At 63.2% G+C, this 13,476-nt stretch carries 11 protein-coding genes and 1 pseudogene; 7 read left to right on the top strand and 5 right to left on the bottom strand.

Annotation, left to right across the window (positions count from 1 at the left end; translation table 11 throughout):
* Nucleotides 1-86: 86 nt before the first annotated feature.
* Entirely contained in the window at nt 87-2,273 is a 2,187-nt protein-coding gene (gene katG, locus EFQ99_RS25315) for a catalase/peroxidase HPI (protein ID WP_126923952.1), read from the bottom strand.
* 144 nt (nt 2,274-2,417) lie between these two features.
* On the opposite strand from katG, the gene EFQ99_RS25310 reads away from it, so the two are divergent.
* Together EFQ99_RS25310 and EFQ99_RS25305 are read left to right on the top strand one after the other, a co-directional pair.
* A complete protein-coding gene (locus tag EFQ99_RS25310; protein WP_126923951.1) occupies nt 2,418-3,332 on the top strand; it encodes a hydrogen peroxide-inducible genes activator in 915 nt (304 codons plus the stop codon).
* Between the two features lie 157 nt (nt 3,333-3,489).
* Nucleotides 3,490-4,050, top strand: coding sequence for a hypothetical protein (locus EFQ99_RS25305; protein ID WP_126923950.1), 561 nt, complete (start codon nt 3,490-3,492; stop codon nt 4,048-4,050).
* A gap of 244 nt (nt 4,051-4,294) precedes the next feature.
* On the opposite strand, the gene panB is transcribed toward EFQ99_RS25305, so the two are convergent.
* Both panB and panC read right to left on the bottom strand, forming a co-directional pair.
* Nucleotides 4,295-5,116, bottom strand: a complete 822-nt coding sequence (gene panB / locus EFQ99_RS25300; RefSeq protein ID WP_126923949.1) for a 3-methyl-2-oxobutanoate hydroxymethyltransferase — start codon at nt 5,114-5,116, stop codon at nt 4,295-4,297.
* The gene (gene panC, locus EFQ99_RS25295; protein WP_126923948.1) at nt 5,113-6,045 is read right to left on the bottom strand and encodes a pantoate--beta-alanine ligase; all 933 of its coding nucleotides are present in this window, start codon (nt 6,043-6,045) and stop codon (nt 5,113-5,115) included. Before panC ends, panB begins: the two co-directional genes overlap by 4 nt.
* Before the next feature lie 259 nt (nt 6,046-6,304).
* Here panC and EFQ99_RS25290 point away from each other — a divergent pair, with 259 nt between their 5' ends.
* From EFQ99_RS25290 to EFQ99_RS25275, 4 genes are all read left to right on the top strand, one after another.
* Entirely contained in the window at nt 6,305-6,784 is a 480-nt protein-coding gene (locus EFQ99_RS25290) for a ProQ/FINO family protein (protein ID WP_126923947.1), read from the top strand.
* A 27-nt stretch (nt 6,785-6,811) separates the two neighbouring features.
* Nucleotides 6,812-8,023, top strand: a complete 1,212-nt coding sequence (locus EFQ99_RS25285) for an MFS transporter (RefSeq protein ID WP_126923946.1) — start codon at nt 6,812-6,814, stop codon at nt 8,021-8,023.
* Nucleotides 8,024-8,213: 190 nt separating this feature from the next.
* Entirely contained in the window at nt 8,214-9,200 is a 987-nt protein-coding gene (locus EFQ99_RS25280; protein ID WP_126923945.1) for a cytochrome-c peroxidase, read from the top strand.
* 10 nt (nt 9,201-9,210) lie between these two features.
* Entirely contained in the window at nt 9,211-11,016 is a 1,806-nt protein-coding gene (locus EFQ99_RS25275; protein WP_126923944.1) for a methyl-accepting chemotaxis protein, read from the top strand.
* 19 nt (nt 11,017-11,035) lie between these two features.
* Here EFQ99_RS25275 and EFQ99_RS35660 read toward each other — a convergent pair whose 3' ends face one another.
* Nucleotides 11,036-11,347 carry an excisionase family DNA-binding protein gene (locus EFQ99_RS35660; RefSeq protein ID WP_245441581.1) on the bottom strand — a complete coding sequence of 104 codons (312 nt, stop codon included), beginning with the start codon at nt 11,345-11,347 and terminating at the stop codon, nt 11,036-11,038.
* A gap of 391 nt (nt 11,348-11,738) precedes the next feature.
* On the opposite strand from EFQ99_RS35660, the gene EFQ99_RS25265 reads away from it, so the two are divergent.
* Nucleotides 11,739-12,152, top strand: coding sequence for a VapC50 family PIN domain-containing toxin (locus EFQ99_RS25265; RefSeq protein WP_245441580.1), 414 nt, complete (start codon nt 11,739-11,741; stop codon nt 12,150-12,152).
* Here EFQ99_RS25265 and repC read toward each other — a convergent pair.
* Nucleotides 12,105-13,454: pseudogene (repC, locus tag EFQ99_RS25260) on the bottom strand (plasmid replication protein RepC). The gene EFQ99_RS25265 and the pseudogene repC sit on opposite strands and share 48 nt — an antisense overlap.
* Nucleotides 13,455-13,476 lie beyond the last annotated feature (22 nt).

The following is a 13,476-nucleotide window of genomic DNA, read 5'->3' as shown; positions in this document are numbered from 1 at the left end:
GACGCCGGCGCTGTTCCCATTCGAAGGCACTTGAAAGAAAAAGCCCGGGCGCGGCCGAAACCGCGCCCGGGCCAAAATCCTGCCGATCAGACGAGGTCGAAGCGGTCGGCGTTCATGACCTTGGTCCAGGCGGCGACGAAGTCCCTGACGAACTTCTGCTTGGCGTCGGACTGGCCGTAGACTTCGGCGAAGGCGCGCAGTTGCGAGTGCGAGCCGAAGATCAGGTCGACGCGGGTGCCGGTCCACTTAGGCGCACCCGTCTTGCGGTCGCGGCCCTCATAGACGCCGTCCTTGCCGGCGGCGGGAGCCCACTGCGTGTCCATGTCGAGCAGGTTGACGAAGAAATCGTTCGTCAGCGTCTCGGGGCGCGACGTGAAGACGCCGTGCTCGGGGTTGCCTGCCTTCAGTACGCGCAGACCGCCGACGAGGACGGTCAGCTCGGGTCCGGTCAGCGTCAGCAGCTGGGCGCGGTCGACGAGCGCTTCTTCCGGCTTCATGAACTGATGGCGCTTGCCGTTCACATAGTTGCGGAAGCCGTCGATGCGCGGCTCGAGCGGCGCGAAGGAATGCGCGTCGGTCTGGGCTTGGGACGCATCCGCGCGGCCAGGGGTAAAGGGCACGCTGACGGCATTGCCGCCGGCCGCGGCCGCTTTCTCGACACCGGCTGCGCCGGCGAGAACGATCAGGTCGGCGAGCGAGATCTTCTTGCCCCCGGTCTGGGCGGCGTTGAAGTCCTTCTGGATGCCTTCGAGAACGCCGAGCACCTTGGCGAGCTGGGCCGGCTGGTTGGCTTCCCAGTCCTTCTGCGGGGCAAGGCGGATGCGCGCGCCATTGGCGCCGCCGCGCTTGTCGGAACCGCGGAAGGTCGAGGCGGAGGCCCAGGCGGTCGAGACCAGTTCCTGCACGGAAAGGCCGGTGGCGAGAACCTTTGCCTTGAGGTCGGCAATGTCCTTGTCGTCGACGAGCGGATGGTCGACGGCCGGGATCACGTCCTGCCAGATCAGGTCTTCGGCCGGAACTTCCGGGCCGAGGTAGCGCACCTTCGGTCCCATGTCGCGGTGGGTCAGCTTGAACCAGGCGCGGGCGAAAGCGTCGGCGAACTCAGCCGGATTTTCGAGGAAGCGGCGCGAGATCTTCTCGTAGATCGGATCGAAGCGCAGCGCGAGGTCGCTCGTCAGCATGGTCGGCAGGTGCTTCTTCGAAGCGTCATAGGCATCCGGAATGGAGGCTTCGGCGTTCTTGGCCTGCCACTGCTTGGCGCCGGCCGGGCTCGTCGTCAGTTCCCATTCGAAGGCGAAGAGGTTTTCGAAGAAGTAGTTGCTCCACTTGGTCGGCGTCTGCGACCAGGTGACTTCGAGGCCGGCGGTGATGGCATCCTTGCCGACGCCGGTGCCGAACGAGCTCTTCCAGCCCAAGCCCTGGTCCTCGATCGCGCCGCCTTCCGGCTCGGCGCCGATCAGGGACGGGTCGCCGGCGCCGTGCGTCTTGCCGAAGGTGTGGCCGCCGGCGATCAGCGCCACGGTCTCTTCGTCGTTCATCGCCATGCGGGCAAAGGTTTCGCGGATGTCGCGGGCGGAAGACAGCGGATCGGAATTGCCGTTCGGGCCTTCCGGATTGACGTAGATGAGGCCCATCTGCACGGCGCCGAGCGGCTCGGCCAGCTCGCGCTCGCCGCTGTAGCGCTCATCGCCGAGCCAGGTGCCTTCGGGACCCCAGTAGAGTTCTTCCGGCTCCCAGACGTCGGCGCGGCCGCCGGCGAAGCCGAAGGTCTTGAAGCCCATGGATTCCAGCGCGACGTTGCCGGTGAGGATCAGAAGGTCGGCCCAGGAGATGCGGTTGCCGTATTTCTGCTTGATCGGCCAGAGCAGGCGGCGGGCCTTGTCGAGGTTGGCATTGTCAGGCCAGCTGTTCAGCGGCGCGAAACGCTGCTGGCCCTGGCCGGCGCCGCCGCGGCCGTCGGTGATGCGGTAGGTGCCGGCGCTGTGCCAGGCCATGCGGATGAAGAGGCCGCCGTAGTGACCGAAATCGGCCGGCCACCAATCCTGCGAATCGGTCATCAGCGCGTGAAGATCCTGCTTCAGCGCGTCGAGATCGAGCTTCTTGAACTCCTCGGCATAATCGAAGTCCTTGCCGAGCGGATCGGCGCGGCCGGCATTGTGATGAAGAATCTGCACATTCAGCTGGTTCGGCCACCAGTCACGGTTTGCCCGTGCGGTCGGAGCCTTGTGATGGGCTACAGGACATTTGCCTGCGCTGTCAGTGGGGTTGTCCATGATCGTCTCCTTCATTGCTTGATCTGTCTGCGGTCGAAAAAGATGAACCGGGCCGGTGCCCCGCTCTCTCCCTTGCAGTCTTCATATCGGAAGCGTGTAATAATTTTAAGTTGGATTTACTGATTGCTGCGATAAGTTGAACTTATGAAAAATCTTACCCTGAAACAGCTGCGTTATTTTGAAGCCCTGGCAAGGGATGGCCGCTTTCGGCGCGCTGCCGAGGCCTGCGCCATCTCCCAGCCTGCGCTCTCCATGCAGATCAAAGAACTGGAGCAGGAATTGGGCAGCGAGCTCTTCGAGAGGAGCGCCCGCGAAGTGAAACTCACCCCGTTCGGCCAGACCTTTGCACTCAGGGTCCGCGACATCCTGCGGGCCGTCGACGAACTGGGCGAACTCGCCCGCGCCTCGCGCGGTTCCTTGCTGGCGCGGCTGCGCATCGGCATCATCCCGACGATCGCGCCCTACCTGCTGCCGGCGATTATAAACGATCTGAACCAAACCTTCGCCGGAATTCAGATCGAGGTGCGCGAGACGCAGACGGCAAAGCTGGTTCAGGAACTGGCGCAGGGCCAGCTGGACATGGCGATCGTCGCGCTGCCGGTGTCGGAGCCTTCCCTCACCGAACTCGAGCTTTTCCGGGAAGAATTCGTGCTGGTCCGGCGGCAGGAGGACGGGAACAAGCCAGTGCCCGAGCGCGAGGCGCTGCGCGAGATGCGGCTGCTGCTGCTCGAGGAGGGCCACTGTTTCCGCGAGCAGGCGCTCTCCTTCTGCAAGATCGGGCCGGCCCGGCCGCGCGAAATCATGGAAGGCAGCTCGCTCTCCACGCTCGTCCAGATGGTCGGCGCCGGCATCGGCATCACCCTGATCCCGGAGATGGCCGTTCCCGTCGAAACGCGCTCGGCGCCTGTCTCGATCTCCCGCTTCCCGTCGCCGCAGCCATCGCGAACGATCGGCATGGTCTGGCGCAATTCGACGCCGATGGCGAGACAGCTGCGGGAGGTCGCCGAGGCGGTGCGCCGCTCGGCCGAGACGATGCGCGAGCGATATGCCGGCGGGTGATGGATGAGAAGGCTGTGCGGTGGGTGCCGGAAATGTTTCCGTGAACAACCTACGAATTCATCTATCTCGAAATGTTCGATTTCTGCGATATTAGAAAACCCAGCCACAACTTGTCGCCTTTGAGAAGCGTGACAGGCTTTCTCTTTCGGAGAAGGGAATGATTACACGACGCTCCGCTTTGATCATATTGGCGAGCGCTGTACTGCCGGGCGGAGCTTGCGCACAGAATCAGCCCCCCGGCGGTGACGGCATTCCCGAGCCCCTTGCTTTTGGGATCGCTCAGCTACCCAGTGGTTCGGACGCCAATGTCCTCGCCTTGATGGCCTCATATGGCGAAGGCGACAACGAAACAAAATTTGTCATCGAACTGCAAAGCGAGTCCCACGGCGTGTTCCGCCATGTTCCGGGATCGCACCCTGTGCGATTTTTTGAAGAGTTGGGAAAAGCCTTGATTGCAAGTGCACCCCGCCTTTCGGACGAAAAACAGGAAACGCTTCCGTTCGATACGGCATTTCTTGGACCACCGACCATCCGCAATCCCGGCGGTGGCTACGGCGGTGCTCCGGGAGACTGGTACACCACCAAACTTTTTCTGGGCCAAGACCAGTCTGAAGTCTATTTTAATTTCAATCTGGTGTCCGGCGAAGCGGAGTTCAGCATCAAGGATGAGGACTATGGCAACGCAGTTCTCTCCGAATTGTCTAAAGTGATCTGGTAGAACTGGCGCAGGGTGTTTTCAGGGCACTCCCGCTTCCGCAATGAGTTTGCCGTCTGGCGCAAAAAACTGCGAGAGCTATTCCACACTGGCCCCACAAGGGGGCTAACGTGCCCCACCGTTTCACCTAGCCTCATCGCGCCCAAATTCGCCGAACGGCACAGCCAGTAAGACCTCTCCTTTTGATCGCCGCCGGGGGCCACAGCTTAGCCCCTCCCCCTTGTGGGGAGGGGCTACGGCCCTCGCCTCACGGCCGCCGCTTGAACGTATGCTCGTCTGCCGGAAACTTTCGCGAGCGCACCTCGTCGGCATAGGCGGCAGCGGCGTCCGCCACCCGCTTGCCGAGTTCGTCGTAGCGCTTGACGAAACGCGGCCTGAAATCGTTGAAGAGGCCGAGGATATCGTCGGTGACCAGGATCTGGCCGTCGCAGGCTGAAGAGGCGCCGATGCCGATGGTCGGGATGTGGATTGCTGCCGTCACCTCGCGGGCGAGCGGCTCCACCGTGCCCTCGACGACGACGGCGAAGGCGCAGGAGCCGCCGATCGCATGGGCGTCGCGCCGGATCTTCGAGGTCTCGTGTTCGGAATGACCGACGGAGCGATAGCCGCCGGCGGTGTGGACGAGCTGCGGCATCAGGCCGATATGGCCGAGCACGGGAATGCCGCGCTTGGTCAGGAAAGCGATGGTTTCGGCCATCTCCTCGCCGCCTTCCAGCTTGACGCCGTCGCAGCCGGTTTCCTGCATGATGCGCACGGCGTTGCGGAAGGCGATCTCCTTCGATTCCTGATAGCTACCGAAGGGCATGTCGACGATGACGCAGGCATTGGCAACGCCGCGCATCACCGCCTTGCCGTGGGCGATCATCATGTCGAGCGTCACGCCGATCGTGCTCTCCATGCCGTAGAGCACCATGCCGAGGGAATCCCCGACGAGCAGCAGGTCGCAATGCTGGTCGAGCAGCCGCGCCATCGGCGTCGTATAGGCGGTGAGGCAGACGATCGGCTTGCCGCCCTTCATGGCCGAGATGCGCGTTGGCGTCAGGCGCTTCTGGGATCCGGTGGCGCTCATCTCTTCACTTCCTTTCCCGGCTGGCCGGCAATCCTGCTGTCTCGAACAATTTTATTGTCTCGGATGGTTTTGGTGTCGCCCGCAACCGGGCTGACCACTCTGTTGTCGAGAAGCCGGGTCGAGCCGATCTGCACGAAGAGCGCCACGACGACCGGCTCTTCGATCGAGGCGACCGGGGCAAGCGTCTCCGCATCCCTGACGGCGACGACCTCGGGCTTTGCCAGCGGCTCGCGAGCGATGAAGGCTGTAAGCTTCGCCTCGAGTTCCCGAGCGTCAGTGAGCCCTTCGCCGACCAGGCGCTCGGCCTCGTCGAGGGTCTGGGGAACGATCACCGCGGCGCGTCGCTCCTCAGGACTGAGATAGACATTGCGCGAGGACAATGCGAGGCCGTCGCTGTCGCGCACTGTTGGTACCGGGATCACCCGCACCGGCATGGCGAGATCCTCCACCATGCGCCTGATGATGACGACCTGCTGGTAGTCCTTCTGGCCGAAATAGGCCGTCTGCGGCTGCACGATGTTGAAAAGCTTGGAGACGACGGTGGCAACGCCCGCGAAATGCCCGGGCCTGACCGCGCCTTCCAGCTCTCGGCCGAGATCGGGAACGTCGACGACGGTTAGCATCGGGCGGGGATACATGTCCTCGACGGCCGGTGCGAAGAGGAAATTGACGCCTGCCTGCCTGAGCATGGCCGCATCGCGCTCGAGGTCGCGCGGATATTTGCTGAGGTCTTCGGCCGGGCCGAACTGCAGCGGATTGACGAAGATCGAGACGACGACGATGTCGTTTTCGGCGCGGGCGCGCGAAACGAGCTTGATATGACCGGCATGGAGATAGCCCATCGTCGGCACGAGGCCGACGGTGCGGCCCTGCCGCTTCAGCGCATCCAGTGTGTGGCGCAGCTCATCAATGCTCGAGAAAACCCGCATATATTCTCCCCTTCGGCCCCTCACCCCATCTTGGGCGCGGATAAGAAGTGTAATCCATGCGAGAGGTCAATGCATATTCCTCCATAAAAACGATTAGATGGAGCGGCAGCCCGACAAGGCCACGCCTCTAGGCCGGCTTTATCGGCCAGAAGCGGCGTTTCGTCGCCGGGCTTGCACGGGCGCCCGTGTTGTGCGACCTGCGCCTGTAATCTAACCTCTCCGTCAAGATACCATCACAGTCGGTCGCTATGGAGTACGCATGGACAAACCCTGGAAAATCAGCCGCGGGCCGATTGCGGCAACCGAGCTCGATGTGGAGAAGGCAAGCGCGATCAACACGCTGTTGATCCGGCCGGTCGGCGTGCTTCCGGCTAAACCAGGCGATCCGGTCCTCCCCTTCGCCGTCGGCCTGTTCAACGAGCTGCGTCCGCTCCTGAAGCCCGATGCCGGCGTGACGACGCTGCGGCGCGCCACCGCCGCCTATGTCCATTGCCGGCGTTATTATTTCGCCAGCGCCCAGCCCGATTCCATGCGCCATAATCTTGACGGCGAACCGGTTGAGCCGTTGTCGGGGGAAGACCGGCTGGTGGCGCAGAAACGGTTCCTGAGCCTCAAGCAGAGCGCCGCCAAGGCCGAGGCGCCCGAAGAAGTGGCGCCGGTTCCCCCTCCCCTGTTGAGCAAGAGCGAACAGATCCGCGCTGCCCTCCTCGGTAAGAGAAACGCCGCCCAATCAGGCTGACTTCGACATGACCGGGAGGAGAGGCTGATGGCTGAAACCGCCGTGAAGGGCAGCAAGCCGCCCCATGCGATCCCCGCTGGCGTGTGGGCGCTGGGCTTCGTCTCGCTGTTCATGGATGTCTCCTCGGAGATGATCCATGCCCTGTTGCCGGTCTATATGGTCACGGTGCTCGGCGCCTCGGCCCTTTCGGTCGGCATCATCGAAGGCATCGCCGAGGCGACCGCCGCCATCACCAAGGTCTTCTCGGGGGCGATCAGCGACTGGTTCGGCAAACGCAAGCTACTGGTGCTTGCGGGCTACGGCATGGCGGCACTGACCAAGCCGGTTTTCCCGCTGGCGCCGTCGATCGACTGGCTGGTGGCCGCGCGCTTCATCGACCGTGTGGGTAAAGGCATCCGTGGCGCGCCGCGCGATGCGCTGATCGCCGATATAACCTCGCCGGAAATCCGCGGCGCGAGCTTCGGCCTGCGCCAGTCGCTCGATACGGTCGGCGCTTTTCTCGGGCCGGCTCTTGCCCTGGTCCTGATGTGGTGGACCGCCGACCGCTTTGCCACCGTCTTCTGGATCGCGGTCATCCCGGCTTTCGTGTCGGTCGGCATCGTCCTGTTTCTCGTCAAGGAGCCGGCGAAGGTTGCGACGGGCAATGCCGCGCGCGTTCCGCTGCGCAGGCAGGATCTGCTCCGCCTTCCCGCCGCCTACTGGCTCATCACCGCGGTGGCGGCAATTTTCACGCTGGCGCGCTTCAGTGAGGCATTTCTGCTGCTCGATGCCGGGCGGCTCGGCCTGCCGGTCATGCTGGTGCCGCTCGTTCTCATCGGCATGAACCTGGTCTATGCCCTGTCGGCCTATCCGATCGGCATCCTCGCGGACCGGTTCGACCGGGTGACGCTGCTGCTGATCGGCGTCGGCCTGCTGATCGCGGCCGATCTCGCCCTCGCCTTCCTGCCCGGCTTTCTCGGTCTCGGTCTCGGCGTTCTGTTATGGGGCCTCCACATGGGCACCACGCAAGGCGTCTTTGCGGCGCTCGTCGCGGATGCAGCACCCGCCGATCTGCGCGGCACGGCGTTCGGCGCCTTCAACCTCGTCTCGGGAGTTGCATTGCTGCTCGCCAGTGTGATCGCCGGCGCCCTGTGGGAAGAGGCGGGCCCCGCGGTTACTTTCGTCGCCGGCGCGGCCTTCGCGGCGCTCGCAGGCGCCACCCTTTTCGCCATGAAAGCGCCCATCACGCAGAAGACGTGAAGAATATTGCGGTGAACGCTCAATGGAAGTGCCGATCTGATTGTATTTCTCCGCCGAAACTATTTCACGTGCAACGTCAGGTAGTTAAAACTTTCCAGCAATACTCATGTATATCTTGCTTTAGAGAGCTTTAACGCAATTACGCTAATTTTAGCCTCAGCTTTTAAATCTTGCTGGGCGTGCTAAAACGATGCGTTTCCTGGTTGCAGCTTCCCTATTCACAATGGTCGCAGTCCAGCCGGGCGCGGCCGGCGATCTTTCCGCCTACAAGCGACCGTTGACGGTTCCTTTCGAGAAGGTGACGGCCTATTCGCCGCAATTGGCGACGCTCGGCAAGATGTTGTTCTTCGACCCCAGGCTTTCCGGCAACAAGAACATGACCTGCGCCAGCTGCCACAATCCCTCCTTCGGCTTCGAAACACCGGTGAAGACGCCGATCGGCGCGGCCAATACCGCACTCGGGCGCCAGGCACCGACAGTTCTGAACGTCGCCTGGGTCTCGCCCTTCTTCTGGGATGGCCGCGCCCCGAACCTGGAGGAGCAGGCGGCGGGCCCGATCACCGCTTCGGCCGAAATGAACGGCAAACTCGAAACCGCCGTCGCCGAAATGCAGGGCATACCCGACTACAAGAAGTGGTTCGGCGAGGTTTTCCCCGACAAGGGCATTTCAAGGGAAACCATCCTGACGGCGATCGCCACCTATGAACGGACGGTGGTTTCCAACTGGTCGCCCTTCGATCGCTGGGTCGACGGCGACGAGAAGGCCGTTTCCGACAGCGCCAAGCGCGGCTTCGATCTCTTCACCGGCAGCGCCGGCTGTTCCGCCTGCCATTCGGGCTGGAACTTCACCGACAACAAGTTCCACGACATCGGCCTGCCGGACGAGGATATCGGCCGCTTCAAGATCGATCCGAGCAGCCCGAACAACCAGCATGCCTTCAAGACGCCGGGCCTGCGCAACACGCTCTATCGCGGCCCCTACATGCATGACGGCAGCCTCAAAAGCATGGACGAGGTGATCGTCCATTACGAAAGCGGCGGCGTCAGCCGTCCTTCGCTCGATCCGGCGATGACGGCCTTCCTGCTGACCGACGAGGAACGCAACGATCTGATCGCCTTCTTGGGAACCCTGACCGCCGAAAAGCAGGATATCCCCCTGCCGACGCTGCCGAACTGAGGTGCGTGCCATGAAACTCTCCATACGCATGCAGATCCTCGTGCCGATGGTGGCGACGATCGTCGTCGGCTTCGGCAGCGCCTTCCTGATCGGCTATCAGGCGGTCACCGGCCAGGCCCGGGTTGCCGCCGTGGTAGAGGAGGCGGTGAACGCCAAGCTCGCCTCGGCCCATATCGAACAGCAATTCCGGCAGGCGACCTCTGTGGTCGACCGGGTGTTGTCGATGACGAATTTCGTGCCGGCGGCCGAGGTGAAGGCCGCCTTCGACGAAAGCAACGGCGCGCTTTCGCAATCGCTCGACGAGCTTGGCCGCATCGATCTCGCGACCTCGCTGACCGAGGGTGTGCGCTCGCTGCGCGAGGCGCATGGCGCCTGGGAAAAGGACGTCAAGGTCAGCCTCGGCCTGCAGCAGGCCGACGAAGTGCCGACCGCCGAGAAGCTCGCGCGCTCGCAGCAAGCAATCCTGACCGGCATCACAGCCGTCAACACAATCGTCGACAGGATCGCGACCGAGAGCGTCACTGAGGCCGGCAGCGCGCTGGAAACGAAGATCGAAACCGAGCTGGCGCTCGCGGGCCTTGCCGCCATCATCGGCCTCGGCATTCTCATCGCCATCGCCCGGCATGTGTCGCGCCCGATCCAGCGCATCACCCGCTCCATGCAGGAACTGGCCGCCGGCGAGACTGATAAGGCGATCCCCTATGCCGGGCGCGGCGACGAGATCGGCCTGATGGCGGGCTCCGTCGAAGTCTTCCGCCAGAACGCCATCGCCCGGATCCGGCTCGAAAGCCAGGCCGAGGAAAACCGGCGCCTCGCCGAAGCAAACCGGCTGGCCGACCAGGAACAGGCGGAGCAGAGCGCCGCAGCGCGGCTGAAGGCCGCCACGTCGGGTCTTGCCACCGGCCTGAAACGGCTTGCCGAGGGCGATCTCGCCTTCAAGCTCGCGGATCGTTTCGCGCCGGAATTCGAACCGCTGCGGCATGATTTCAATGCCTCGGTGGAGCAGCTCGGCGGCACACTTCTTTCGGTTTCCAAGAGCGTGTCGATCATCAATACGGGCACCCGCGAGATCAACAACGGCTCCAACGAATTGTCCGGCCGCACCGAGCGGCAGGCCGCGACGCTCGAAGAGACCGCTGCTGCGCTTGATGCCGTGACCGCCAAGGTGACCGAAGCCTTCAAGATCGCCGAAGAGGCGCGCGATGTCGCCGACAACGCCAATCGCAGCGCCATGGCCTCGGGCAAGGTGGTGGCTCAGACAGTCGACGCCATGAGCCAGATCGAGGAATCCTCGAAGCAGATCAACAATATCATCGGCGTCATCGACCAGATCGCCTTCCAGACCAACCTCCTTGCGCTCAATGCGGGCGTGGAAGCCGCGCGCGCCGGCGAGGCCGGCAAGGGTTTTGCCGTCGTCGCCCAGGAAGTGCGTGAACTCGCCCAGCGCTCGGCCCAGGCAGCCCGTGAGATCAAGGAGCTGATCGGACGGGCATCCGCCAAGGTCGCGAGCGGCGTCGAGCTGGTCAACCACACCGGCGCGGCACTCGGCGACATCGGCCGCTTCATCATCGATATCAACCAGCGCATGGAAGCGCTGGCCGCTTCGGCGCGCGACCAGGCGACCAGCCTTTCGGAAGTCAATTCGGCCATGGGCCAGCTCGACCAAGTGACCCAGCAGAACGCCGCCATGGTGGAAGAAACCACCGCCGCCAGCGTCACGCTGGCCGGCGAAGCCGAGCGCCTGCGCGAACTGGTCACCCAGTTCGACCTGGGCGGGGCGGAGTCCGGCGCGCGGGGTTATCGCGACGCTGCGTAAGCGTGAGGTTCAAGGCCTGTCAGCGAGGCTTGTTTCCAAGCGCATAGCCGTCGACATCCTCACTCAGCGAGGTCAGCCGATCCAGCGCCGAGTTGCGCTTGGCGTCCCGAGCCGCCTTGAATGCCGCGACATCCGCTGCTCTCAGGCGGCGGTGACTGCCGACCATTTCCGCCGGGAGCTCTCCCGCGTCGACCAATCGGACCAGATACTGCCGGGAAACACTGAGGATATCCGCCGCAGCTTGGGTCGACAGCATCTCTTCATCAGGAAGCACCATCACCGGGCGCCCTTCCGCGAGAAACTCAGCCGCCTGAAAGATGATCTCGGCCAATACCTGCGGTACTTCCAGACGCTCGCCGTCAGCGTCGATGACCTGGACACTCCCCCGCTGCTTTTTCGAAGTCGCCCGCAAAAGCGATGCTATGCGGGCGGCGGCCGATCTCTCTGGCGCCGGAACGGCATTCAAGCTTTTGGCGGGATTTTTTTCGGACGATGTGCGATGGGGTGTGGCCATGCCGGCAATATGGTGCACAAACGCTATAAACGCAACCAACTAGTTCAGGGCAATTGGAAAACTCGCATGGATGAAGATGCTGGTCGCTGTACTTGATGCCAATGTGCTGTTTCCGATGCTGCTGCGGGATACGCTGCTGCGCGTTGCGTCGGAAGGTTGTTTCCGGACCCACTGGTAGCCTCGCATTCTCGAGGAAATGACACGCAACTTGATCAGCGACTACGGCATGGAACCATCCAGGGCAGAGGCGCTGCGAACTGTTATGCAGGAGGCATTTCCTGAAGCGAATGTGGAAGGCTGGGAAGAAATCGAGCCGACGATGCGAAATGATCCGAAGGATCGGCATGTCGTCGCGGCGGCAGTGGCGGCCGAAGCTGCAGTGATCGTGACGTCAAACATCCGCGATTTCGGCAGTCTTCCCGATGGTATCGTCGCCTTGACCCCTGACGAATTTCTCACCGAAATACTCGCGAACAATAAGATGAAGGTACTGAGGGCGCTAACCATGCAGGCGGCGGCCTATCGGCGGCCAACCCTGACCACGAGCGAACCGATCGGAAGACTTGCACTCACCTCACCCCGGTTCGCCGAGCAGGCCCTCCAAGCTCTTATCCATCGCTGACCTGCTCGCAACGACGCTCCCCGGCGAGTTCGCCCGCAGCAGCGCCATCAGCATCGGACCCAGCGCAAACTCTCCCCGTTCGGCGCGCCGCGTCAGGTCCCTGAGATAACCTCCGGCGGAGTTGATTCACCCTCCCCTTTGCAGGATGCAGGCCATGACGGTGGCGGCGGTTTCCGGTCCCATCACGTTTGCCGCCGCCTCATAGGCCGACGGGCTGACGGCGAGCATCGAGCGTACGACGATGGCTGCCGTCGTCAGATCCCGCCAACTGCCGATCCTGCCGCCCGGGCCGTAGTCGGCGATATCGGGGCAGGCCTGGAGAACCGTGGCGAGCGGGAAGGATTTCAGTTCGCCTGCCCTCGACCGGACGGCAAAGCTCGATCCCTTCCCGGCGTTTGTTCGCCCTTTCAGCCCGCCATTGTCCGGCTTCGTTCCCAGTTGCTGATCCCGGTCAGCCGGCCCCGCCGTCGTCGTCCCCTGCCCCGTTTCCAAGCCCGGTTCAGATTCAGATATGGATTCGGTGTGAGAATTCTGTATGTGACGCTCAATCTGGGATTCACTGGTGCTCGCTATCTGCATTTTCTCATGCAGTTCCAACAGGTTGACGATATCTTCGCGGATCGCCTCGAGGTCTTCGAGGATGGGCGGGAGGTTTTCGATCGTCGCGGCTCGCGGAATGCGCTGCAGGATCGTCTGGAACATTAAAGACATGCGCTCCCAGTCGCCGGGAACGGCTTCCTCGACGGCGGCGGCAACGAGCTTGGCGATGTCGCGCCGGCAGATCGTCAGCCGCTCCTTCATTCCGCGCAGCATCTGCCGGTCGGCGGCGATCCCCGCCGCGATCGCTTCGATCTCGGATGCCCGGGCGAGAAGCGGGGCGAGACTGAAGCCGTAGGCCTCGTCGATTCCGCCTTCCCTGCCGCGGCGGACATAACGCTTGCCGTTCGGGCTATCCTTGCGGGAGATGAGGCCGGCCTCGACGAGCACGGCGAGATGCCGGCGAAGCGTCGCGGCCGCCATGCCGCGCGCTCTCAGCGAAAGCTGCGCATTCGACGGAAAGACCACCAGCGGTTTTTCGCTGGAGAGTTCGTCCTCGGGATAGAAGGTCAGCAGCGCATCGAGCACGGTCAGCGCCCGGTCGGTCACGCCGAGCCCTGCCCGGGCTTCGCAGACCGATCGGAACAATTTCCATTTGTTGCGCGTCGTCCCGGCCGCGATCGCTTCGCCTCGCCGCTGTTTCAGCAGCAGGGCAAGCGACATCGGCCGCCGCCCAAAGGGCGTCGTCACATATTCACTCTCCATTTCCTTCACCTTCAATCAGGCA

It is taken from the genome of Rhizobium vallis, from assembly GCF_003985155.1.
Lineage (GTDB): Bacteria > Pseudomonadota > Alphaproteobacteria > Rhizobiales > Rhizobiaceae > Rhizobium > Rhizobium vallis.
Note: the sequence above shows the minus strand (reverse complement) of the source record. Positions and strands in the feature narration are given on the sequence as shown.